We start from the raw sequence: 21,986 nt of genomic DNA, 5'->3' as shown, positions 1-21,986 counted from the left end.
TCGTATGGAGGCCCTGCTGACCGAACGCGAGACGATCCTCGCCGCGTTCTGGATGACGATCAGGCTGACGGCGGTCAGCGCGCTCGGCTCGCTGGTGCTGGGGACGCTGCTGACCGCCATGCGGGTCGCGCCGCTCGCCTCGCTGCGGGCCGCCGCGAGCACGTACGTGTCGGTGGCCCGCAACACGCCGCTCACGCTGGTGCTGCTGTTCACCGGTCTCGGCGTCGGCGCGAACCTGGGCGTCGAGCTGTCGGACGACATCGCGACCAACAACTTCTGGCTGGCCTGCATCGGGCTGACCGCCTACACCTCGGCGTTCGTGTGCGAGGCGCTGCGCTCCGGCCTCAACACGGTGCCGGTCGGGCAGGCGGAGGCGGCCCGCTCGCTCGGGCTGGGCTTCGTGCGGACGTTGCGGCTGATCACGCTGCCGCAGGCGTTCCGCGCGGTGGTGGCGCCGCTCGGCAGCATCCTCATCGCGCTGACCAAGAACACCACGATCGCGCTGGTCGTGGGCGTGAGCGAGGCGTCGGTGCGGATGCGGGAGATGATCGAGACGTACGGCGACCAGGTGATCGAGATCTTCCTCGGCTTCGCGGCCGGGTTCGTGCTGCTGTGCCTGCCGATGGGGCTGCTGTTCGGCTGGTTGTCGCGGCGGCTGGCGGTGGCCCGATGAGCTACGCCAACCTCTACGAGGCGCCCGGGCCGCGCGGGGTGCGCCGCAACCGGCTGCTGGCCGGGGCCGTCCTCCTCGTCCTGCTCGCCGTCGCCGCCGTCGTGTACGTGCGCTTCGACGCCAAGGACCAGTGGGCGGCCGAGAAGTGGCTGCCGCTGCTGCGGGCCGACGTGTGGGGCACCTTCATCCTGCCGGGCCTGGCCGGCACGCTCGGCGCGGCGGTGGCCGGGGTGCTGCTGGCCGGGCTGTTCGGGCTGGTCTTCGCGGTGGCCAGGATGTCGGAGCACCGGTGGATCCGGGTGCCGGCGGCGGCCGTGGTGGAGTTCTTCCGCTCGGTGCCGCTGCTGCTGCTGATCTTCTTCGCGTTCTTCGGCTCGTACATGGTCATCGGGGTGAACATCTCGGCGTTCGCCGCGGTGGTCTTCGGGCTGACGCTCTACAACGGCTCGGTGATCGCCGAGATCGTCCGGGCCGGGGTGCAGAGCCTGCCGAAGGGGCAGCGCGAGGCGGCGTACGCCGTCGGCATGCGCAAGAGCCAGGTCATGCGGCTGGTGCTGCTGCCGCAGGGCGTGCGGGCGATGCTGCCCGCGCTGGTCAGCCAGTTCATCGTGCTGCTGAAGGACTCGGCGCTCGGGCTCATCGTCGGCTACGACGAGCTGGTGGACCGGGGCCTGAACGGCATCGCGGCGAACTTCTCCAACGTCATCCCGGCCGCGATCCTCATCGCGGCGATCTTCATCGCGATCAACACCTCGCTGGACCGCCTGGCCCACCGGCTGGGCGCGGCCTGATCCACGATCCCGGCGGCGGGCGGGCCGTATCCCGGCCCCCCGCCGCTGTGAACCGTGAGGGGCCACAATAGGCCCCATGATCCCCTCCCCCGGTCCCGTCACCGGCCCGTTCTCCGGCCGTACCCTCGCCGGCCTCGGCCGTGACCTGCGCGAAGGGCGCACGAGCGCCGCCGAGCTGACCGCCCTCGCCCTCGACGCGATCGCCGCGCACGACCCCGGGCTGAACGCGTTCGTCACTGTGGACGCCGCCGGCGCGGCGGAGGCGGCCCGGCGCGCCGACGCCGAGCTGGCGGCCGGCGAGGACCGGGGGCCGCTGCACGGGATGCCGGTCGCGGTGAAGGACCTCATCATGATCGCCGGGCTGCCGGTGACCATGGGGTCGCGGCACTTCGCCGGGCACGTCCCCGGCACGGACGCCGCGTGCGTGGCCCTGCTGCGCCGCGCGGGGGCGGTCGTCGTCGGGACGACCACGACGCACGAGTTCGCCTACGGCCCGACCGGCGACCGCTCGGCCGGCGGGCCCGCCCGCAACCCGTGGGACCCGTCCCGCATGACGGGCGGCTCCAGCGCGGGCAGCGGCGCGGCGGTCGCGGCCGGCCTGGTGCCGCTGGCCCTCGGCACCGACACCGGCGGGTCCGTCCGCATCCCGGCCGCGTTGTGCGGGGTGTCCGGCTTCAAGCCCGCCTACGGGGCGATCCCGGCGGACGGCGTCTTCCCGCTGTCGCGCACGCTGGACCACGTCGGCGTGCTCGCGGCCACCCCGGAGGACTGCCTGCTCGCCTACGGCTGCCTGGCCGTCGCGCCGCCGCCCGCCGCGTCCGCGCCGGCGGTGGCGTGGCTGGAGCCGGAGAGCCTGTTCCCCGGCGATCCGCGGGTCACGGCGGCGGCGCGGGCGGCGGCCGGGGACGTGCGGGCGGAGGTGCGGATGCCGGCGGAGGTCGCGGAGCTGTTCAGGGAGACGTACCTGGCGATCCAGAGCTGCGAGACGGCGGCCGTGCACGCCGGCCGGCTGGCCGCCGCACCCGGCCTGTTCGACCCCGAGGTGCTCGACCGGCTCCGCCTGGCCGCCGAGCTGCCCGGCTGGCGCTACGTGCGGGCCCTGGAGGCGCGGCGGGCGCTGGAGGAGCACGCCGAGGCGCTGTTCGGCGGGCACGACGTGCTGGCGATGCCGGCGGTGCCGATCCTCGCGCCGCCGATCGGCGCCAGGGAGGTGACGGCAGGCGGCGCGCGGGTGCAGGTGCGGGCCGCGCTGCTGGCCATGACCAGCCCGTGGAACGTGCTCGGCCGGCCCGCGCTGACCGTGCCCGCGGGGACGGTGGACGGGCTGCCGGTGGGCCTGCAACTGGTCGCCCGGCCCGGCGGCGAGGCGGCCCTGTTCGCGGCGGCCCGGCAGGTGCGGGGCGGCAGGTGCGGCCCGGCGGTCAGGGGCGGGGGGCCGGCGTGAGGGCGTAGACGATGCCGACGTCGAGGCTGGTCCGGTAGCCGGCCCGGAAGGCGGCGAGGAACGCCTCCTCGCCGATGGCGGCGCGGGCCTGCCGTTCGGAGGTCTCCCGCGCGGCCACCCACGCCGCGATGCCGAGCTGCGCCTGCCCGATCTCGCCCCAGAGCTGCTGCCCCATGCCGAGCAGGCGGGCGGCGTGCTCGCCCCGCCCGTTGGCGGCGGCGGCGCAGGACAGCACGTCGAGGGCGAGTGCGACGCCGATGCTGTCGTGCAGCCGGTGCTTGACCCCGAGTGCGCTCCTGGCGTGCTCCTCGGCGGCGTCGAACCGGCCGAGCTCCAGCTCCGCCATGCTCCTGAACAGGTCGGCGTAGGTGCGCATCCAGCGCTCGCCGTGCCGGTCGCACTCGGCGCTCATGTCCTCCAGCGCCTTCAGCGCCTCCTCGACGCGGCCGCCCGCCGTGTGCACGTGGCTGAGCGCGAGCCAGGCCAGCAGGGCGGGCAGCGTCAGCCCCTCCTCGGGCCGGTACACCGCCAGCATCGCCTCGGCCAGCGCCGTGGCCAGCGCCAGGTCGCCGCGCAGCACCGCCGCCGCCATGATCATGGCGCGGGCGGCCACCGCCGCCTCGCCGTCGCCGAGCCGGCCGGCGCTCTCGTCGCACTCGGTGGCCCAGGCCATGCCGCCGGCCGCGTCGCCCTGGACGACGAGGGTCAGGCTGCACACCCACAGCGCCCGGTTGCGCACCCGGCTCGGCGTGTCGTCGGAGCGCAGGGCGCGTTCGAGGTAGTGCTGGCCCTCCTTGAGGAAGCCGCAGGGGTACCAGAAGAACCACAGCGCGGCGGCCAGCTCGACCGCGAGGTGGTCGGCGGGGTGGGCGAGGCTGTACTCCAGGGCGGCGCGGAGGTTGTCGTGCTCGGCGGTGGTGCGGTCGTTCCAGGAGATCTGGTCGGGGCCGAACCAGGCGGCGTCGCCCCGGCGGGCCAGGGCGAGGTAGAAGTCGCGGTGGCGGGCGCGCAGGTGCTCCTGCTCGCCGAGGTCGCGCAGCCACAGGGCGCCGTACTCGCGGATGGTGTCGAGCATCCGGTAGCGCTCGCCGCCGCCGGTCGGCGCCCAGCTGAGGATGGACTTGGCGACCAGCCCGTCGAGCAGGGCGGGGATGTCCTCGGCGGGCAGCCGGGCGTCGCCGCAGACCTGGGTGACGGCCTCGTCGTCGAAGCTGCCGGAGAAGACCGACGCGCGCGCCCACAGCAGCCGCTCCCCCGGCGTGCACAGCTCGTGGCTCCAGCCGATCGCGGTGCGCAGCGCCTGGTGCCAGGGCGGGTCGGCGCCGGCGACCTCGTTCTCGCTGTCGCCGAGGGCGGCGAAGCGGTCCTCCAGCCGGTCGCACAGCTCCGCCACGGACAGCTCCCGCAGCCGGGCGGCGGCCAGCTCGATGGCCAGCGGCAGCCCCTCCAGCCTGCGGCACAGCCGGACGACGTCGGCCCGGTTGCCGGCGGTGACGGCGAAGCCGGGGACGGCGGCGGCGGTGCGCTCGGCCAGCAGCAGGACGGCGTCCTGGGGCCCGTCGCCGCCGGCGGCGGGCACCGGCAGCGGGTCGATGACCAGCACCTGCTCCTCGGGCAGGCCGAGCGGGCGGCGGCTGGTGGCGAGCACGGTCAGGCCGGGGGCGGCCTCCAGCATGGCCGTCACGACGCGGGCGCAGGCGTCGATCAGGTGCTCGCAGGTGTCGAGGACGAGCAGGAGCCGCCGCTCGGCCAGGTATTCGGCCAGCACCTCGCCCATGGCGCGGGTGGTGCGGTCGGCCAGCGGCAGCGCCTCGGCGATGGTGTGCGGCAGCAGGATGGCCTGGTCGAGCGCGGACAGCTCGACCAGCCAGGCGCCGTCGGGGTAGCCGAACTGCAGGTCGGCGGCGGCCCGCAGGGCGAGCCGGGTCTTGCCGACCCCGCCGACGCCGGTCAGGGTGACCAGCCCGGAGCGCTCGCAGGCCCGCCGGATGCGGCTCAGCTCCGTACGGCGTCCGACAAGGCTGGTCGGCTCCGGCGGGAGGTTGCCCACCTGCCTCATGTTCGTCATGCGCCTCTTCATCCGATCGGATCAGCCCGCACCGTCCTCGGTAGCCGACAGCTTGCCGTACCGGGCGCGGATCCGCCACGAAAAGTGAGAAAGTGACTACTCGTCGGTATGGACGAGCAATCCTTCAGGCAACCCTGTGACGGCGGCCCGCCCGTCGTGCCCGACGCTCACCGCGACCTCGCGGCCGGCGACCCGCAGCCCTTCGGCGCGCAGCGCGCCGAGCGGCGCCCCGGTGAGGGGCCGCAGCAGGACCCGGCGCCCGGGCACGTCGGGGTAGAGGCCGAGCGCGGCGTGGGCGACGGTGAGCGCGGCGGCGGCCGACCATGCCTGGGGGCGGCAGGCGGCCGGGTAGGGGACGGGCCCGCCGGCCGGGTCGCGGGCGTCGCCGCCGTACAGCTCGGGCAGGCGGTAGCCGAAGGACTCGGCGGCGGCCAGCAGGCCCTCGGCGAGCCCGGCGGCCTCGGCGGCGAAGCCCTCGCGGGCCAGCGCGGCGAGGACGATCGCGGTGTCGTGCGGCCAGATCGAGCCGCAGTGGTAGGACAGCGGGCTGAACCCCTCGTCCCGCGCCGACATCGTGCGCAGCCCGTAGCCCTCGGCCAGGCCGGGCCCGGCCAGCAGCGCGGCGACCCTGGCCGACTCGCCGGGCGTGAGCAGGCCGGTGCCGAGGAGGTGGCCGGCGTTGCTGGTGAGGGCGTCCACCGGCCGCTTGTCGCGGTCGAGGGCCAGGGCGGGGAAGGGGCCGTGCTCGCCGTCCACCCAGAAGGCGGCGCGGAAGCGCTCGTTCAGGGCGGCGGCGTGCGCGCGCCAGCGGTCGGCGCCGGGCCGGCCGAAGGCGTCGAGCAGCGCGGCGGCGTCGAGCGCGGCCCGGTGGGCGTAGCCCTGCACCTCGGCGAGCGCGATGGGCGGCTCGGCCTGGCCGCCGTGGTGGAAGCGGACGGCGTCGCCGGAGTCCTTCCAGCCCTGGTTGGCCAGGCCGTGGCCGCTGGTGTCGACGTACTCCACGAAGCCGTCGCCGTCGGGGTCGGCGGGGCCGGCGAGCCAGCCGAGCGCGGCCTCCAGGTGCGGCAGCAGCGCGGCGACCTCGGGCTCGGGCAGGCCCCAGCGCCAGGCGTCGTGCAGGAGGCTGATCCACAACGGGGTGGCGTCGATGGTGCCGTAGTAGGCGGCGGGCAGCCGCCGGCCGCTCTCGCCCAGCGGGAACGCCTCGCGCCGCAGCTCGTGCATGATCTTGCCGGGCGCCTCGCCGGTGGCCGGGTCGAGCCGGGCGCCCTGGCGGCGGGCCAGGACGCGCAGGGTGCCGGCGGCCAGCCGGGTGCCGAGCGGGAGGAGCATGCGGGCGGCCCAGATGCTGTCGCGGCCGAACAGGGTGAGGAACCAGGGCACGCCCGCGCCGAGGAAGGTGTCGCCGGGCGCGGCGGGCTCGGCCAGGCGCAGCGAGCGCAGGTCGGCGAGCGAGCGCTCGACGAGGCGGGTGATGCGCCGGTCGTCGGCGGCGACGCGGACCTGGCCCCATTCCAGGGGGGCGGCGGCGGCCACGACGACGGCGGCGGGGTCCTCGACGGCGAGGCTCCACTCCAGGGCCGCCCGGCCGCGCGGTGGCAGGGCGACGTCCCAGGCCAGGGTGGGTGTGCCGGCCGCCGACGCCCGCGCGCCCGGCCCGGTGGCGGTGACGCGGAGGCCGTCGGAGCGCCACGCCAGGCGGTCCGCGCCGGGCGCGGCGGCGGGGGCGGGCGGGGTGGTGGCGCGGCCGGACTTGACGTCCTCGATGGCGGCGAAGTCGCAGGCCAGCTCGACGGTCACGGTGGCGGTCACCGGCCCGGCGGCGGTGGAGGCGAGCTCCAGGCGCTCGCGCATGCCGTCGGGGGTCAGCTCGCGGACGCGGGTGACGCGGACGGTCGGGTCGGCGCCCGGGTCGCCCAGCCAGCGGGCCAGGGAGACGAAGCGGGTGCGCCCGGCCCCGGCGGGGACGTACTGGACGGCCTCGGGCTCGCGGCCGTCGACGAGCAGCCGGGCCAGCGACAGCACCCGGCGGTCGGCCCGGAAGAGACCCTGCACGCCGGTCTGCCGGATCTGGCCGTCGGCCCCGCTGAGCGCGCTGGCGGGGGCCAGGACCGTGCTGACCAGGTCGTGCAGCAGCGGTTGCGGCAACGTGGACTCCCTCTTGACAGAAAGCGTGTCGGCGGTGCAGATTGCGTAACATTCCGCATCGTTTTGAACGATCAAATTATGCAGCACGCCGCTTTGAACGTTCAACCTCTCGAAAGGCGCAAAATGGCGGAAAAGGTGACCATCATGGACGTGGCCCGGGTGGCCGGCGTGTCCCGGCAGACGGTGTCGAACACGCTCAACAGCCCCGAGGTCGTCCGTGAGGAGACCCGCCGCCACGTCCTGGAGGTGGTCGAGCGGCTCGGCTACCGCGCCAACCAGGCCGCCCGCCAGATGCGCACCGGCCGCTCCAGGCTCATCGCCATCCGCATCGACCCGGGCGGCGACGGCATCAGCGGCACCGTCATGGACGCCTTCCTGCACGGCCTCACCGAGTCGGCCGCCCGCGCGGGCTACCGGGTGCTGCTCTACACCGCCGCCGACGACCGCGGCGAGATCGCCACGTTCGAGGACCTGCTCGGCTCCTACGAGCCGGACGCCTTCGTGCTGACCGCGACCCACCACGGCGACCTGCGCACGGCGTGGCTGCTGGAGCGGGGGCTGCCGTTCGTGGCGTTCGGCCGCCCGTGGAGCGACCCGGACGGCACGAGCGACCCGGACGGGGCCCGCCACTCCTGGGTGGACGTGGACGGCGCGGCCGGCACCGCCGCGGCCACCCGGCACCTGCTGGCGGCCGGGCACCGCCGCATCGGCTTCATCGGCTGGCCGGCCGGGTCCGGCGTGGGCGACGACCGGCGCGCGGGCTGGGCGCGGGCGCTGGCCGAGCGCGGCCTGCCCGGCGAGGGGCTGAGCCGGGCCGTCGAGGACGGCGTGGACAGCGGCGCCGCGGCGGCCCGCGACCTGCTCGCCACCGGCGCCGGGGTGACCGCCCTGGTGTGCGCCAGCGACTCCCTGGCCCTCGGCGCGCTCGGCGCGGACGGCCCTGGCCACCTCGGCGGCGACCCCGGCGTGGCGGGCGCGGGCCGCACCGCCGTGATCGGCTTCGACGACACGCCGGTGGCCCGGGCGGTCGGGCTGACCAGTGTCCGCCAGCCGCTCGCCGAGGCCGCCGGCGTCTGCGTCGACCTGCTGACCCGCACCCTGGGCCAGGCCCCCCGGCCGGCCGAGCACGTGCTGCTGGAGCCCACCCTGACCCTGAGGCGGTCGGCATGACCCCCGCTAGCGAGAACAGGAACCCCCCGATGACGCCACGAACCCGCCGGGCCGCGACCGGCCTCGCCTGCACCGCCCTGCTCCTGACGGCCGCCTGCGGCCGCGGCTTCGACGACGGCCCCGGCGCGCCCGCGCAGCAGAGCTCGGGCCCGGCGAGCCTGCAGATCCTCATCGGCTCCTCCGGCGAGGCCGAGACCGCCGCCGTCAGGCAGGCCGCCCAGAAGTGGGCCGCCGCCTCCGGCGCCACCGCGGCCGTGACGCCCGCCCAGGACCTGCAGCAGCAGCTCGGCCAGGCCTTCGCCGGCGGCAACCCGCCGGACGTGTTCTACGTGGACGCGGTCCGCTTCGCCGACTACGCCAGCGTCGGCGCGCTTGAGCCGTACGGCGACAGGATCAGCTCCCCCGACGACTTCTACCCGGCCCTGCGCGCCGCGTTCACCCGCGACGGCAGGTTCTACTGCGCGCCCAAGGACTTCTCCACCCTCGCCCTGATCGTCAACGAGGACCTGTGGGCCAAGGCCGGCCTGACCGGCGCCGACGTGCCGAAGACCTGGGAGCAGCTCACCTCGGTCGCGAGGAGGCTGAAGGCGAAGGGCGTCACGCCGCTCGCGCTCGGCGACACGCGCGACCGGATCGGCGCGTTCATGGTGCAGGCCGGCGGCTGGATCACCAGTCCCGACGGCAAGCGGGCCACCGCCGACAGCCCGCAGAACCTGGCCGCGCTGCGGTACGTGCGCTCGCTGCTGAAGGACGGCCTGGCCCGCTACCCGGCCCAGCTCGACGCGGGCTGGGGCGGCGAGGCGTTCGGCAAGGGCAAGGCCGCCATGACGATCGAGGGCAACTGGATCAAGGGCGCGCTGAAGGCCGACTTCCCCGACGTCTCCTACAAGGTGTACGAGCTGCCCGCCGGGCCGGAGGGCAAGGGCACGCTGTCGTTCACCACCTGCTGGGGCGTCTCGGCCAAGAGCCGCTTCAAGCAGCAGGCGATCTCGTTCGTCGAGGCGATGACCGGGGCCGAGCAGCAGATGGCCTTCGCCAAGGCGTTCGGCGTCATGCCCTCGCGCCAGTCGGCCAGGAGCGCCTACACCGCCGCCTTCCCCGCCGACACGCCGTTCGTGGACGGCGCCGCGTACGCGCAGGGCCCGGTCAACGCGCCCAAGATGGACAGCGTCCTCGCCGACCTCGACACCGGCCTGCAGCAGCTCGCCACGCAGTCGCCCGAGGCGCTGCTGCGGCGGGTGCAGCAGAACGCGCAGGCCGCGCTCGGCGGGTCATGACCGGGCGGCGGCCCGGCGCGGCGCGCGAGCAGCTCGCCGGCTGGCTGTTCGTGGCGCCCGTGGTGGTCATCCTGGGCCTGTTCATGGTGGCGCCCATCCTCATGGCGCTGTGGGTGAGCCTGACCGGCTGGAACGGGCAGGGCAGCCCGTTCCGCGCCGGGGTGCCGTTCGTCGGGGCGGACAACTACACCAGGCTGTTCACCGAGGAGGGGCTGGCCCGGCGCGACTTCATGACGAGCGTGCGCAACAACGCCTACTACGTGGCGATCGTCGTGCCGCTGCAGACCGTGCTGGCGCTCGGGCTGGCGCTGGTGGTCAACGCCCGGCTGCTGCGCGGCCGGACGTTCTTCCGCGCCGCGTTCTTCTTCCCGTCGGTGACCAGCTCCGTCGCGATCAGCGTGGTGTTCCTGTTCGTCTTCGCCAACTCGGGCGCGGTCAACGGGCTGCTGGCGCTGTTCGGCGTGGACGGGCCGCAGTGGTTCGCCGACTCGCGCGGCCTGCTGCACCTGCTGCTGGGCGCGACCGGCCTGGTGGACCCGGACGCGCCGCCGGCGGCGCTGACCGGCGGCGGGCCGTTCGGGCTGTCGTGGTGGGAGTGGCTGTCGGGGCCGAGCGTGGCCATGACGACGATCATCATGCTGGTCGTGTGGACGACGTCCGGCACGTTCATGCTCATGTTCCTCGCGGCGCTGCAGGACGTCCCGGTGACGCTCGAGGAGGCCGCGATGCTGGACGGGGCCGGGCGGTGGGGCGTGTTCCGGCACGTGACGCTGCCGCTGCTGCGGCCGACGACGTTCCTGGTGGTGACGCTGGGGCTGATCGCGACCTGGCAGGTGTTCGACCAGATCTACGTGATGAGCCAGGGCAACCCGGCCAAGACCACCCTGACGCCCGCGTTCCTGTCGTACCAGACGGCCTTCCGCAGCTTCGACTACGGCTCGGGGACGGCCATCTCGTTCGTGCTGTTCGCCGTGATCGTGCTGCTGACCCTGCTGCAGCGCCTGGTCATGCGGGATCGGAGGGCGTCGTGAAGCCGCGCGGCCCGCGCGCGCTGGCCTCGGCCTTCGCCGGCTACTTCGTGCTGGTGTTCTTCGCGCTGGTGTTCCTGTACCCGTTCGTCATCCAGATCGCGACCTCGCTGAAGAGCGAGCCGGACGCGGCGGCGCACCCGCTGTCGCCGGTCCCCTCCCCGCTGTCCCTGGCGGGCTACGAGCGGGTCTTCGCGCACACCGACCTGCCGCTGTGGCTGGGCAACTCGCTGCTGGTGACGGTCGTCCTCACGGTGGGCCGGGTGCTGCTGGACTCGATGGCCGGCTACGCGCTGGCCCGGCTGCGCTTCCGCGGCCGGCGGGCGATCGCGGCGGGCATCGTGGCGATCATGGCGGTGCCGGGGGTGGTGCTGTTCATCCCGAAGTTCCTGGTGCTGAACCAGCTCGGGCTCTACGACAGCTACACCGCGCTCGTCCTGCCGGTGATCTGCGACGCGGCCGGGGTGTTCATCATGCGGCAGTTCTTCGTCTCGGTCCCGCCCACCGTGGAGGAGGCGGCCCGGGTGGACGGGGCCGGGATCTTCCGCACGTTCTGGTCGGTGGTGCTGCCGATGGCGCGGCCCGCGCTGATCACGCTGACCGTCATCTCCTTCCAGGGCGCCTGGAACGAGTTCCCGCACACCCTGGTCGCGGTGCAGAGCCCGGAGCTGTTCACGCTGCCCCGGGGCCTGGCGGACCTGGTGAGCGGGTCGCTCGGCAAGGGCACCCAGTACCCGGTCAAGCTGGGCGCGGCGCTGCTGGCCACGATCCCGGTGGCGGTGGTGTTCGTGGTGTTCCAGCGTTACTTCGTGCGGGGCGCCAACGAGGGGTCGGAGAAGGGCTGAGCCTCACCCGAAGAGCTGGGCGAGCTTCAGCAGCAGGTTGTAGACGCCGTAGGCGAAGGGCAGGGCGACCCAGGCCCAGGCCAGCGCCATGAGCGCGGTGCGCCCGCTCATACGGTCTGCTCCTTCCCGGCGAGGCCGCCGGCCGGGTGCTCGTGGTACCTGTCGTGCACCGGCCGGATCAGCTCGTTGGCGGCGAAGCCGACGGCGAGCAGGCCGATCATGACGTACAGGGAGGTCGTGTAGAGGGCCGGGCCGGAGCGCCCGGCGGCCTTGCCGGCGTCGGCGACGGCGTTGACGATGAGCGGGCCCAGCACGCCGGCGGTGGACCAGGCGGTCAGCAGCCGGCCGTGGATGGCGCCCACCTGGTAGGTGCCGAACAGGTCCTTCAGGTAGGCGGGGACGGTCGCGAAGCCGCCGCCGTAGAAGGACAGGATGCCGAGCGCGCACCCGATGAACAGCGGTTTCGAGCCGTCGCCGAGCAGCGCGATGGCGAGGTAGAGCAGCGCGCCGGCGCCCAGGTAGACGCGGTACATGTTCTTGCGCCCGATCAGGTCGGAGGTGGAGGACCAGACGAAGCGGCCGGTCATGTTGGCGAGCGACAGCAGCGCGACGAACCCGGCCGCCGCGCCCGCCGCGACGGCCGCGGGCGTGCCGGCGAAGAAGTCGGTGATCATCGGCGCGGCCTTCTCCAGGATGCCGATGCCCGCGGTGACGTTGCAGCACAGCACCACCCACAGGCAGTAGAACTGCGGGGTGCGGATGGCGTTGCGGGCCGAGACGTCGGCGTCGGTGACGAGCGGGCGGCGGGCCGCGGCGGGCGGCGTCCAGTTCCGCGGGAACCAGCCCTCGGGCGGGATGCGGACCAGCAGCACGCCCATCGTCATGAACGCCGCGTAGACGACGCCGTGCACGAGGAAGGTCAGCGCGATGCCGCCGGTGGACGGGCCGAACGCGGTGAGCATCTGCGCCGACCAGGGCGAGGCGATGAGCGCTCCCCCGCCGAACCCCATGATCGCGATGCCGGTCGCCATGCCGGGCCGGTCCGGGAACCACTTGATCAGCGTGGAGACGGGCGAGATGTAGCCGATGCCGAGCCCGACGCCGCCGACCACGCCGTAGCCGAGCACGACGAGCCAGTACTGCCGGGTCGCCACGCCGAGCGCGGACAGCAGGAAGCCGGAGGAGAAGCAGGTCATCGAGACGAACATGGCCCAGCGCGGGCCGTTGCGCTCGACCAGCGTGCCGCCGAAGGCGGCCGACAGGCCCAGCATGACGATGCCGAGCTGGAACGGCAGCGCGCTCTGCGTGCCGGTCAGGCCGAGCGCGGACTCCAGCGGCGGCTTGAAGACGCTCCAGGCGTAGGCCTGCCCGATGGCCAGGTGCACCGAGAGGGCCGCGGGCGGCACCAGCCAGCGGCTCCAGGAGGGGTCGGCGACGGTTCGGGAACGGCTGAGGAAACCTGCCACAGGGCCATACTGTATGCGGTATCTCGCATGCGCTCGATCTTTACGGCGAACGGTCAGATCCCGTCGCCGAACGGTCGGCGAGATCCGGCCGTCCCATCGGGCCCAGCGGACCCGTCCCTCGCCGTGCGCCCACCCGTAACTCGCGGTCCACCTCGGCGGTCTACGGTGCGCGCATGACGACGCGCAGGTTACTCGCGAGCGTGCTGGCCGGGGTCCTGGCCGCCGGTACGGTCGCCCTCGTGATCCAGACACCGCCCGCCACGGCCGAGCGCCGCGGCCACGAACCCGTCGTGATCGGGCACCGGGGCGCCAGCGCCCACCGGCCCGAGCACACCCTCCTGTCCTACGAGACGGCCATCGCCCTCGGCGCCGACTACATCGAGCCCGACCTGGTCTCCACCAAGGACCACGTGCTGGTGGCCCGGCACGAGAACGAGATCTCCGGCACCACCGACGTGGCCGCGCACCCGGAGTTCGCCGACCGGCGCACCACCAAGACCGTGGACGGCCGGCCGGTCACCGGCTGGTTCACCGAGGACTTCACGCTGGCCGAGCTGAAGACGCTGCGCGCCAAGGAGCGCGTGCCCGACCTGCGGCCGGGCAACACCGCCTTCGACGGGCTGGCGGAGATCCCGACGTTCGAGGAGGTCGTGCAGCTCGCGCTGCGGGCCGGCGTCGGCGTCTATCCCGAGACCAAGCACCCGACGTACTTCGACTCCATCGGGCTGTCGCTGGAGGAGCCGCTGCTGGAGGTGCTGGACAGGTACCGGGTGCGCAAGGCGTACATCCAGTCGTTCGAGACGGCGAACCTGCGCGAGCTGAGCGGCCGCACCAAGCTGCCGCTGATCCAGCTCATCACCTTCGGCGGCGCCCCGTACGACTGGGTCGCCGCCGGCGGCACCCGCACCTACGACGACATGGTCACCCCGGACGGGCTGCGCGAGGTCGCCCGCTACGCCGACGGCATCGGCGTGGACACCCGCCGGGTGGTGCCGCAGGACGCCGCCGGCCGGACGCTGCCGCCCACGACGCTCGTCGCCGACGCCCACCGCAGGGGCCTGGACGTGCACGTGTGGACCGTCCGCAACGAGAACTCCCAGCTCCCGACCGACTACCGGATGGGGGACCCGGCGAGCCCGGTCTACCCGCGCGCGACCGGGAACGTCACGGGCTGGCTGGCGAAGCTGCTCGACCTGGGCGTCGACGGCGCGTTCTGCGACGACCCGGGGACGGGCCGCGCGGTGATCGCCCAGCGCTCCCGCTGAGCCCTCCCGCTGGGCCCTGCCCGGTACTCAGGTGCGGCGCCAGCGGGCCTCGCCGAAGCAGTAGGCCGCGAACAGCAGCAGCCCCAGCGCCACCACCACGAGCAGCAGAGGACCGGCGGGCGTGTCGGCGAACTCGCGCAGCGCCGTGTCGATGCCGCCCGCCTTGTCCGGGTCGAACGTGATCGCCGCCTGGCCGACGAGGATCCCGGCCAGCGCGGCGACCGCGCCCCGCGCCACGAACCCGCCGACGCCGAGCCGGTCCATCACGGCGCGGGTCGGCGCCGGCATCGAGCCCTGGTCGAGCTCCTTCCTGAAGCCCTTGGTGAGGCCCTGGCGCACCCAGTACACGCCCAGCACGACCAGCCCGAGCCCGACCGCGCCCACGATGACCTGCCCGCCGGGCAGGTCGAGGAGCTTGGCGGTCAGGTCGCGGGACTTCTCGTCGTCGGACGACGCCTTGCCCTTGGTCAGCACGCTCAGCAGGGTCGCGACGACCAGCGCGTACACCGCGACCCGGGCGACGGCCTCGACCCGCTCGATCGCCTCCCCGTGCCCGAACAGCGCCTCCGAGGTCTGCCACAACGCCAGCGCCACGAACCCGAGCGTCATGATCCACAGCAGGCCCGCGCCGAAGGGCAGCTCGGCGACCGTCTCGATGGCGCCCGCCTTGTCGGCCTCCTTCGACCGCTCGCCCAGGCCGACCTGCACCGCGACCGCGCCGACCAGCGCGTACAGCACGCCACGGCAGGCCAGGCCGATCCGCGTGGCCACGTCCATCACCGGGCTGCGGGCCGCCCGCCGCGCCGCGCCCCGCACCTCACGTCCCGCCGTGCTCATCATTCCTCCAGGGGTTCCAGGGACCTCCGAAGTGCCCGGGAAACGGCGTTCTAGGCCTCGGACGGGGGCGGCGGCGCCGGTTACAGTGATCCGGTGAGCACCGACCAGCACGGACTCGCCGTCAGCGGCGCGAGCGCCGCCGCGACGCGCCACTACGACCGCGCGATCGACGAGCTGCTGCACTTCCGGGCCGAGGTCGACGCCGAGGCGAACGCGGCGCTCGCGGAGTCGCCCGACTTCCCGATGGGCAACGTCCTCGCCGCCTACCTCGGGCTGCTGACCACCGAGGTCGAGGACGCGCGGACGGCGCGGGCCCGCTTCGGCGCCTTCCTCCGCCGCGTCGACGAGGCGTCCCTGCCGCCCCGCGAGCGGGCGCACCTGGCGGCCGTGCGGGCGCTGCTCGACGGCGACTTCCTGACCTGCGGCGCGCTGCTCGGCGAGATCACCGCCGCGCACCCGCGCGACGCGCTCGCGCTGATCGCCGGGCACCAGATCGACTTCCTCACCGGCGACGCCCGCGCGCTGCGCGACCGCGTCGGCGGCGCGCTCACCGCCTGGCGGCCCGACGACCCGCACTACGGGCACGTGCTCGGCATGTACGCCTTCGGCCTGGAGGAGGCCGGTCACTACGACCGCTCGGAGGAGGTCGGGCTGCGCGCGGTCGAGCTCAACGCGCGCGACGTGTGGGGCATCCACGCGGTGGCGCACACGTACGAGATGCAGGGCCGCTTCGGCGACGGGCTGCGCTACCTCGACGCGCGGGTGCCCGACTGGTCGTCGGGGACGTTCTTCAGCGTGCACTCCTGGTGGCACTACTGCCTGTTCGCGCTGGAGGCCGGGGACGTGCCCCGGGTGCTGGCGATCTACGACGCGGCGCTGGCCGACGGGCAGTCGTCCATGGAGCTGCTGGACGCGGCGGCGCTGCTGTGGCGGCTGCACCTGGAGGGCGCCGAGCAGCCCGCGCGGTGGCGGGCGCTGGCCGACGCCTGGCCGGCGCGGGTGGCCGAGCCGTTCTACGCCTTCAACGACATGCACGCGGTCATGTCGTACGTGGGGGCGGGGCGCATCGGGGACGCCGAGAAGCTGATCGCCTCGCGGGAGGCGTACGTGGCCGAAGGGCGCCCCGGGGTCACCAACGTGGCCATGACGCTGCGGGTCGGGCTGCCGGTGTGCCGGGCGCTGGTGGCGTTCGGGCGGGGCGACCACCGGGCCGTGGTGGAGCTGCTGCACCCGATCCGGCACCGGGTCAACGAGTTCGGCGGCAGCCACGCCCAGCGTGACGCCGTGCAGCGGACGCTGCTGGAGGCCGCGCTGCGGTCCGGGGCCCGGGATCTGGCGCGGACGCTGGTGAGCGAGCGGATCGGGGTGCGGCCGTGCAGCCCGTACAACTGGCTGAAGCAGGCGGCGGTGGCCGAGGCGTTCGGCGAGCGGGCCGCGGCGGCGGCCGCCAGGGAGCGCGCCGGCGCCCTCGCCGGCGCCACCTGAGCCGCCGCTCAGCCAAAAGTGCTGTAACCCCCGATTCGGGTGGGACTGATCGGACTGTCGAGGTCTTCTGGGGGCAGTGTTCGTGAGAAGATCGAGATCATGATCGGTCTGCCAGGCTCGGGTCGTCGCACGCGCCATGCCGCCGCGACGGCCACCCCCGTGTTCCTCGTACCGTGCCCCCGGACCCCTCTGACTCCCCCCGCCTCCCGGACGCCTGCCGTCGCCGGCGTCCGCGGCGGGTTCCCGCCCGCCTGCCCGGCCCCGGTGCCATGCTGACCATGCGCGAAGGCGACCCCCGTACCGAGCCTGCCCTCCCGGGCGGCCAGGAAGACCCGCGGCCCGGCACCGACGACCACGGGCAGGAGCGGGACGACCACGGCCAGGAGCGGAAGGAGTTCCGCCTGCCGAGGCGCGAGACCGTCCGCGGCACCACCCCCGCACCAGCGCGGCCGCACGACGCGAGCGAGCACAACCGCCCGTCCCCAGCCCCCGACCACCGGTTACCGGCCCCCGCCCCAGCCATGCCCGCGGCCCCCACCGCGCCCAGGCCCGCCGGTCCGCCGGCCCCCGCTGAGCCCTGGCCCCCCACTCCCGAGGACGACCCCACGCCCCTCCGCCCCCACCCACCGACCGGCACCCGTCCCCGCTCCCCCTCCCGGGCGTCGGATGCCCCCGGCCCGCAGGCGCACCCCGGCCCCCGGGCGCCCGAGCCCTCCGGCGGCGACGCGACCCCCGCGACCCCCGCCCTGCCGAGCGGCGTCACGAGCGTCGGCGACCTCCCGGGGCTGCGGCCGCGCCGCAAGCCGCGCGACGGCGGCGAGGCGCCCGCCGCCGACGTCGACCTGGTGGACGCCCTCGACCCGCAGACCTGGCGCGTCGTGGCCGCGTGGCTGCACGACAAGCCGTCCGCCGCCACCCGCCAGGTCGCCCTGCAGGTGATGGCGTCGTTCCTGCGCTGGCTGCCCGAGGCCGAGCCGGACGTCGAGCTGCTGGCCGTCACCGGGGCGCACCTGGAGGCGTTCTGCGAGGCGGCCCGCCGCGGCTCCATCGCCCGCACTCCCGGCCGGCCGCTGACCAGCAAGACGGTGAGCCGCAAGCGGGCCGCGCTGCTGTCGTTCTACTCCTTCGCCTGGCGGTGCGGCGTCGTCCGGCACAACCAGGTCGCCGGCCCGAGGATCACCAGGGCCCGCCGTCCCGGCACCGCGCGGACGCTCGGCGCCGACGAGCGGCGGCTGCTCCGCAAGGGCGTCGCCCGCCTGCACGCGGACGGCCGGACGACGGAGGCGGCGGCGGTCGCGTTGCTGGAGCTGACGGGCGCGGCGGTCGAGGCGCTGGCCGGCCTCACCCGGCAGGACGTCCGCAGCGTGCCCGACGGCCCCACCAGCCAGCCGGTCGTCGTCACGGTCAACCACGGCCGCGACGACGTCACCGCCTTCCTGGTCAGCCCGCTGGTGCGGCCGCTGCTGCGCATCCTGTGCACGAGCCGCCCGCTGGGCGAGCCGCTGCTGCGCCGCCCGGACGGACGCGCCCTGGACGCCGGGTGGCTCGGCTCCGCCCTCACCGAGGCCGCCCTCGCCGGCGGCGTCCCGGAGGAGCGCGCCCGGCTGCTCACCCCCGCCATGCTCCGCGCCACCGACGTCACCGACCTCCTGAACGACCAGGGCTCCTTCCCACCCCCCTCCACCCGCGGCTGACCCCCCTGCGCCACCTCGGACCTTGCCGATGCGGCGCAGGCCCGCTCCCCCCGGCCGTCCGCCCGCCACGGCCCCTCCGTGAGCCCGGCTCAAGCCGAAGGGCGGCGGGCACGACCGGGGCGAAGATTGTCGGTGCGGGCGGGTAGGGTTTCGGCACATGGATCGGGAACTCACCCTCATGGTCGTCCACGCCCACCCCGACGACGAATGTCTCAGCACCGGCGGCATCCTGGCCCGCTACACCGAGGAGGGCGTCCGCACCGTCCTGGTCACCTGCACCAACGGCGAGCAGGGCGACGACCAGGACGGCCGCAAACCGGGCGACGAGGGGCACGACGACGAGGCGGTGGCGGCGCGCCGCCTGGGCGAGCTGCGCGAGTCGGTCGCCCACCTGGGCATCGACCACCTGGAGCTGCTCGGCTACCGCGACTCCGGCATGGACGGCTGGGCGGGCAACGGGCATCCGGACGCGTTCGCCAACGTCCCCGTGGAGGAGGCGGCGGCCAGGCTCGGCGAGCTGATGGAGCGCTACCGGCCCCAGGTCGTGGTGACCTACGACGAGACGGGCGGGGGCGGCTACGGCCACCCCGACCACGTGCAGACGCACCGCATCACGGCCGCGGCCGTGGAGGCGACCGGCATTCCCGACAAGTTCTACTACACGGCCATGCCGCGTTCGGCGATCAAGCGGATGTTCGAGCTGATGCGCGACAACGGGGTCGATCTCGGCGGTTTCGAGCCGTCCGACGACTTCGGCACCCCCGACGAGCGCGTCACGACCGTCATCGACGTCGCCGCCTACACCGAGCGCAAGCTCAAGGCGCTGCGGGCGCACGAGAGCCAGGGCGACAACATCTTCCTGCTGCGCATGCCGGAGGAGGCTCAGCAGCAGGCGTTCTCGCACGAGGCGTTCGAGCGGGTGCTGTCCAAGGTGCAGGCCCCGGCTCACGAGGAGGACCTGTTCGCGGGCCTGCGCGGCTGACGCCCGTCCGCCGGTCCGGGCCTCTCGGCCGCGTCGGGCCCGCCTGACAGGGCCGGCGAGGTGGGGCCCCGGGCGGGGTCGGGGGCCGGCGAGGTCAGCGAGCCGGCGTTCTGGGGGCCGGCGTTCTCGGGGGGTCGGCGGGGTTCCGCTCAGTACGGCAGGGGCCGTCCGGAGGGGGTCCGCAGGTCCAGCTGCTGCGGCCGGCGTCGTGGCCGTGGCCGAAGGGCGATCCGCACGCGTCCCATGATCCTCGTCCCTCCTCTGGTCGGTCCGGTTGTGGTTCACCAGCCTGCGCCGGGCGGCCGGGCGCGGGCAGGTCCGCAAGGCCCTGCCCGCAGGGTCGTTCGGCAGGTGGGTCTTGGGGCCTTGGTCCCTGGCCCGCGCGTGCGCGGCCCGGTGCCATGGAGGGTGAGGAGGTCGCCATGGAAGCCAAGCAGTGGACGGTGCAGGTGTACCTGGCCGAGGAGGGCGACGACACCAGCGCCCGGGCCGTGCTGACGACACGTGACGGCTCGCGCGTGGAGGGCTCGGGACGGGCCCGCCGCAACCCGGACGACCCGGCGGTGCCGGAGATCGGCGACGAGCTGGCCGCCTCGCGGGCGCTCACCGACCTGGCGCGCAAGCTGGCCGCCATCGGCTGGCAGGACGTCGCCGTGTCGGCCGGCCCGGCGGAGGCCGAGAGCCGGTCCTGGTGAGCCGGCCGTCCAGCTGAGACGGCCGTGATCGTGAGGAGGCTGCGGGGAGAGGAGCCCGTCATGTCACATCCTGTAGTGCACTGGGAGATCGGCGGACCGGACAAGGAAGCCCTGCGGGACTTCTACGCCGACCTGTTCGGCTGGAAGGCCGAGGAGGCCGGCCCCGAGTACGCGCTGCTCGAACCCGGCGAGGGCCCCAGCGGCGGGATCATGCGGACGAAGGGCGGCATGCCGCCGTACGTCACGATCTACGTCCAGGTCGAGGACCTGGAGGCCGCGCTCGCCCGGGCCGCCGAGCTGGGCGGCTCCCGCGTGGTGCCGCCGACGGAGATCTCGGCGGAGCTGCGGTTCGCGATGTTCGCCGATCCGATGGGCAACGTCGTCGGCCTGCTGTCGGGCGCCGGGAGCAGGTGAGCCGGCGATGGCCGCGCACCTCGTCCCGGAGCGGACGGGCCGCCCCGCGCTGACGGACCCCGGCGCGGGCGCGCCCGGGCAGGGCGCGGAGGGGACGCTGGTCCTGCCGGGCGGGCGGGTGCTGGCGTACGCGTGGCGGGGCGACCCGCGGGGCACGCCGGTGCTGGAGTTCCCCGGCCTGCCGGGGGCGCGCCGGGCGGCCGTCGTGCCGGCGGCGTTCCTGCGTGAGCGGGGCATCCTGTGGGTGTCGGCGGACCGGCCGGGGCTCGGCGGGTCCGCGCCGCAGCCGGGGCGCATCCTGCTGGACTGGCCGCACGACGTCCGGCGGCTGGCCGATCATCTGGGGCTGGGGCGGTTCGCGGTGCTCGGGGGCGCGGCGGGGGCGCCGTACGCGCTGGCCTGCGCCTGGGCGCTGGCCGACCGGGTGAGCGCGGTCGCGCTGGTCAGCGGCGTCGGCCCGCTGGAGCGGCCGGAGTCCCTGGCGGGCCTGGGGCCGGAGCCGCGGCGGCTGGTACGGCTGTCGCGGCGCGCCCCGGGCCTGGCCCGCCTGGTGGTGGCGGGCGCGCGGGCCCACCCGCTGACCGCGTTCCAGCGGCTGCTGGACGCGCTGCCGGAGCCGGACCGGCGGGTGGCGGCCCGGCCGGAGGTGCGGCGCAGCCTGCTGGAGTCGTACGCGCTGGCCTTCCGCCAGGGCACGGCCGGGCAGGTGCGGGACTGGGCGGTGCTGGCCATGCCGTGGGGTTTCCGGCCCGGCGACGTCGAGGCGCCGGTGCGGATCTTCCACGGGGCGCTCGACGGGCTCGTGCCGCTCGCCCACGCCGAGGCCCTGGCCGCGGCGCTGCCCCGCGCCCGCCTGACCGCTTTCCCCGGCGAGGGCCACCTGGTGGGGTTCGGACGGGCGGGCGAGCTCCTGGCCGCGCTGGCGGAGGAGGCCCGCGCCGCCGCTACGTGAGGTGCTTGGTGAAGAACGCGGCGATGCGCTGCCGGGCGTCGCGCGCGGACGGCTCGTGGTAGCGGGAGCCGGACAGCCTGGCCAGGACGGCGAACAGCGGCGGCACGTGGTCGCGGCTGTGGTCGTTGAGGAAGGCGTGGCCCGCGTCGGGGTACTCCTTGACGTCGTGCTCGACGCCCAGCTCGGTCAGCACGCGCTCCAGCCGGGCGGCGGACCTGCGGTTGGGGAGGTCCTTGGCGCCGTAGCTGGCGACGATGGGGCAGGCACCGGTGAGCGCGCTGGCGGTGAAGTCCCTGGCGGTGGAGGTGCCGTAGTTGACGCCGGAGACCTCGAAGCCGTGCCCGGGGGCCAGCACGAGCGCGAAGCCGCCGCCCATGCAGAAGCCGATGATCCCGATGCGGCCGGTGCAGTCCTCGCGCGCGGCCAGGTAGGCGCGGGCGGCCTCGATGTCGTCGAACGCCGGGCCGCGCCTGGACCGGAAGTCCCTGGCGATGGCCCGCAGGCAGGCGAGCCGGCCGCCCCAGTAGTACAGGTCCGGCGCGACGGCGAGGAAGCCCTCGCCCGCCAGCCAGCCGGCCTGGTCGCGCAGGTCCTGGCTCATGCCGAGGGCGTCGTGGACGACGACGACGCCCGGCCACGGCCCCGGCCGGTCGGGGACGGCCAGGTAGGCGGGCATGGCGCCGCGGGACGCCTGGATCTCGACCTCGCTCATCGTCCCTCCCGTGGTCCCGTGGTCCCGTGGTCCCGTGGTC

The 21,986-nt window shown here is 74.9% G+C and carries 20 protein-coding genes; 14 read left to right on the top strand and 6 right to left on the bottom strand.

All coding sequences use genetic code 11. The features are described 5' to 3' along the window. Positions 1 to 4 precede the first annotated feature (4 nt). From MF672_RS35530 to MF672_RS35520, 3 genes are all read left to right on the top strand, one after another. The gene (locus tag MF672_RS35530) at positions 5 to 673 is read left to right on the top strand and encodes an amino acid ABC transporter permease (RefSeq protein WP_242382535.1); all 669 of its coding nucleotides are present in this window, start codon (positions 5 to 7) and stop codon (positions 671 to 673) included. Beyond that, positions 670 to 1,464, top strand: coding sequence for an amino acid ABC transporter permease (locus MF672_RS35525; RefSeq protein WP_242382536.1), 795 nt, complete (start codon positions 670 to 672; stop codon positions 1,462 to 1,464). The genes MF672_RS35530 and MF672_RS35525 overlap by 4 nt, the downstream gene beginning before the upstream one ends. 76 nt (positions 1,465 to 1,540) lie before the next feature. Continuing rightward, positions 1,541 to 2,908, top strand: coding sequence for an amidase (locus tag MF672_RS35520; protein WP_242382538.1), 1,368 nt, complete (start codon positions 1,541 to 1,543; stop codon positions 2,906 to 2,908). Here MF672_RS35520 and MF672_RS35515 read toward each other — a convergent pair. After that, complete coding sequence (locus MF672_RS35515; protein ID WP_242382539.1) at positions 2,886 to 4,976, bottom strand: ATP-binding protein; 2,091 nt, start codon at positions 4,974 to 4,976, stop codon at positions 2,886 to 2,888. The genes MF672_RS35520 and MF672_RS35515 overlap by 23 nt on opposite strands. Positions 4,977 to 5,072: 96 nt before the next feature. Then, positions 5,073 to 7,124, bottom strand: coding sequence for an amylo-alpha-1,6-glucosidase (locus MF672_RS35510; protein WP_242382541.1), 2,052 nt, complete (start codon positions 7,122 to 7,124; stop codon positions 5,073 to 5,075). 123 nt (positions 7,125 to 7,247) lie between these two features. Here MF672_RS35510 and MF672_RS35505 point away from each other — a divergent pair, with 123 nt between their 5' ends. The 4 genes from MF672_RS35505 to MF672_RS35490 are packed head-to-tail and all read left to right on the top strand — an operon-like array spanning position 7,248 to position 11,444. Then, entirely contained in the window at positions 7,248 to 8,294 is a 1,047-nt protein-coding gene (locus MF672_RS35505) for a LacI family DNA-binding transcriptional regulator (RefSeq protein ID WP_247815581.1), read from the top strand. A 29-nt stretch (positions 8,295 to 8,323) separates the two neighbouring features. Further along, positions 8,324 to 9,571, top strand: coding sequence for a sugar ABC transporter substrate-binding protein (locus MF672_RS35500; RefSeq protein WP_242383388.1), 1,248 nt, complete (start codon positions 8,324 to 8,326; stop codon positions 9,569 to 9,571). Next, entirely contained in the window at positions 9,568 to 10,602 is a 1,035-nt protein-coding gene (locus tag MF672_RS35495; protein ID WP_242383387.1) for a carbohydrate ABC transporter permease, read from the top strand. The genes MF672_RS35500 and MF672_RS35495 overlap by 4 nt, the downstream gene beginning before the upstream one ends. After that, positions 10,599 to 11,444: a carbohydrate ABC transporter permease gene (locus MF672_RS35490; RefSeq protein WP_242383386.1), complete on the top strand. Its 846-nt coding sequence runs from the start codon at positions 10,599 to 10,601 to the stop codon at positions 11,442 to 11,444. The genes MF672_RS35495 and MF672_RS35490 overlap by 4 nt, the downstream gene beginning before the upstream one ends. Before the next feature lie 3 nt (positions 11,445 to 11,447). Here MF672_RS35490 and MF672_RS52465 read toward each other — a convergent pair whose 3' ends face one another. Both MF672_RS52465 and MF672_RS35485 read right to left on the bottom strand, forming a co-directional pair. Next, the gene (locus tag MF672_RS52465; RefSeq protein ID WP_444861115.1) at positions 11,448 to 11,555 is read right to left on the bottom strand and encodes an MFS transporter small subunit; all 108 of its coding nucleotides are present in this window, start codon (positions 11,553 to 11,555) and stop codon (positions 11,448 to 11,450) included. Next, positions 11,552 to 12,910, bottom strand: coding sequence for an OFA family MFS transporter (locus MF672_RS35485; protein ID WP_242383385.1), 1,359 nt, complete (start codon positions 12,908 to 12,910; stop codon positions 11,552 to 11,554). The genes MF672_RS52465 and MF672_RS35485 overlap by 4 nt, the downstream gene beginning before the upstream one ends. Positions 12,911 to 13,083: 173 nt before the next feature. Here MF672_RS35485 and MF672_RS35480 point away from each other — a divergent pair, with 173 nt between their 5' ends. Then, a complete protein-coding gene (locus tag MF672_RS35480) occupies positions 13,084 to 14,175 on the top strand; it encodes a glycerophosphodiester phosphodiesterase (RefSeq protein ID WP_242383384.1) in 1,092 nt (363 codons plus the stop codon). Between the two features lie 27 nt (positions 14,176 to 14,202). Here the strand turns inward: MF672_RS35480 and MF672_RS35475 are convergent, their stop codons facing one another. Next, positions 14,203 to 15,012 (bottom strand): DUF1206 domain-containing protein, encoded by an 810-nt coding sequence (locus MF672_RS35475; protein WP_242383383.1) that lies wholly within the window; start codon positions 15,010 to 15,012, stop codon positions 14,203 to 14,205. Positions 15,013 to 15,105: 93 nt separating this feature from the next. Between MF672_RS35475 and MF672_RS35470 the strand changes: the two genes are divergently transcribed. From MF672_RS35470 to MF672_RS35445, 6 genes are all read left to right on the top strand, one after another. Then, entirely contained in the window at positions 15,106 to 16,497 is a 1,392-nt protein-coding gene (locus MF672_RS35470; RefSeq protein ID WP_242383382.1) for a tetratricopeptide repeat protein, read from the top strand. A gap of 278 nt (positions 16,498 to 16,775) precedes the next feature. Then, the gene (locus MF672_RS35465; protein WP_247815580.1) at positions 16,776 to 18,191 is read left to right on the top strand and encodes a tyrosine-type recombinase/integrase; all 1,416 of its coding nucleotides are present in this window, start codon (positions 16,776 to 16,778) and stop codon (positions 18,189 to 18,191) included. A 157-nt stretch (positions 18,192 to 18,348) separates the two neighbouring features. Then, the gene (locus MF672_RS35460) at positions 18,349 to 19,173 is read left to right on the top strand and encodes a PIG-L family deacetylase (protein ID WP_242384020.1); all 825 of its coding nucleotides are present in this window, start codon (positions 18,349 to 18,351) and stop codon (positions 19,171 to 19,173) included. Positions 19,174 to 19,595: 422 nt separating this feature from the next. Continuing rightward, entirely contained in the window at positions 19,596 to 19,868 is a 273-nt protein-coding gene (locus MF672_RS35455; RefSeq protein WP_242384021.1) for a DUF1876 domain-containing protein, read from the top strand. A 60-nt stretch (positions 19,869 to 19,928) separates the two neighbouring features. Beyond that, the gene (locus MF672_RS35450; protein WP_242384022.1) at positions 19,929 to 20,282 is read left to right on the top strand and encodes a VOC family protein; all 354 of its coding nucleotides are present in this window, start codon (positions 19,929 to 19,931) and stop codon (positions 20,280 to 20,282) included. Positions 20,283 to 20,289: 7 nt separating this feature from the next. After that, complete coding sequence (locus MF672_RS35445; protein ID WP_247815579.1) at positions 20,290 to 21,234, top strand: alpha/beta fold hydrolase; 945 nt, start codon at positions 20,290 to 20,292, stop codon at positions 21,232 to 21,234. Here the strand turns inward: MF672_RS35445 and MF672_RS35440 are convergent. Continuing rightward, the gene (locus MF672_RS35440) at positions 21,227 to 21,946 is read right to left on the bottom strand and encodes a dienelactone hydrolase family protein (RefSeq protein WP_242383649.1); all 720 of its coding nucleotides are present in this window, start codon (positions 21,944 to 21,946) and stop codon (positions 21,227 to 21,229) included. The genes MF672_RS35445 and MF672_RS35440 overlap by 8 nt on opposite strands. Positions 21,947 to 21,986: the final 40 nt, after the last annotated feature.

Source organism: Actinomadura luzonensis (genome assembly GCF_022664455.2).
Classification (GTDB): Bacteria; Actinomycetota; Actinomycetes; order Streptosporangiales; family Streptosporangiaceae; genus Nonomuraea; species Nonomuraea luzonensis.
The sequence above is the reverse complement of the archived record's forward strand: the minus strand, read 5'-3'. Positions and strand labels throughout refer to the sequence as shown.

Coding starts and splice junctions, on each gene's coding strand:
- MF672_RS35530 (WP_242382535.1), top strand. CDS start 5: ATGGAGGCCCTGCTGACCGAACGCGAGACGATCCTCGCCGCGTTCTGG.
- MF672_RS35525 (WP_242382536.1), top strand. CDS start 670: ATGAGCTACGCCAACCTCTACGAGGCGCCCGGGCCGCGCGGGGTGCGC.
- MF672_RS35520 (WP_242382538.1), top strand. CDS start 1,541: ATGATCCCCTCCCCCGGTCCCGTCACCGGCCCGTTCTCCGGCCGTACC.
- MF672_RS35515 (WP_242382539.1), bottom strand. CDS start 4,976: ATGACGAACATGAGGCAGGTGGGCAACCTCCCGCCGGAGCCGACCAGC.
- MF672_RS35505 (WP_247815581.1), top strand. CDS start 7,248: ATGGCGGAAAAGGTGACCATCATGGACGTGGCCCGGGTGGCCGGCGTG.
- MF672_RS35500 (WP_242383388.1), top strand. CDS start 8,324: ATGACGCCACGAACCCGCCGGGCCGCGACCGGCCTCGCCTGCACCGCC.
- MF672_RS35495 (WP_242383387.1), top strand. CDS start 9,568: ATGACCGGGCGGCGGCCCGGCGCGGCGCGCGAGCAGCTCGCCGGCTGG.
- MF672_RS52465 (WP_444861115.1), bottom strand. CDS start 11,555: ATGAGCGGGCGCACCGCGCTCATGGCGCTGGCCTGGGCCTGGGTCGCC.
- MF672_RS35480 (WP_242383384.1), top strand. CDS start 13,084: ATGACGACGCGCAGGTTACTCGCGAGCGTGCTGGCCGGGGTCCTGGCC.
- MF672_RS35475 (WP_242383383.1), bottom strand. CDS start 15,012: ATGAGCACGGCGGGACGTGAGGTGCGGGGCGCGGCGCGGCGGGCGGCC.
- MF672_RS35465 (WP_247815580.1), top strand. CDS start 16,776: ATGCGCGAAGGCGACCCCCGTACCGAGCCTGCCCTCCCGGGCGGCCAG.
- MF672_RS35460 (WP_242384020.1), top strand. CDS start 18,349: ATGGATCGGGAACTCACCCTCATGGTCGTCCACGCCCACCCCGACGAC.
- MF672_RS35455 (WP_242384021.1), top strand. CDS start 19,596: ATGGAAGCCAAGCAGTGGACGGTGCAGGTGTACCTGGCCGAGGAGGGC.
- MF672_RS35450 (WP_242384022.1), top strand. CDS start 19,929: ATGTCACATCCTGTAGTGCACTGGGAGATCGGCGGACCGGACAAGGAA.
- MF672_RS35445 (WP_247815579.1), top strand. CDS start 20,290: ATGGCCGCGCACCTCGTCCCGGAGCGGACGGGCCGCCCCGCGCTGACG.
- MF672_RS35440 (WP_242383649.1), bottom strand. CDS start 21,946: ATGAGCGAGGTCGAGATCCAGGCGTCCCGCGGCGCCATGCCCGCCTAC.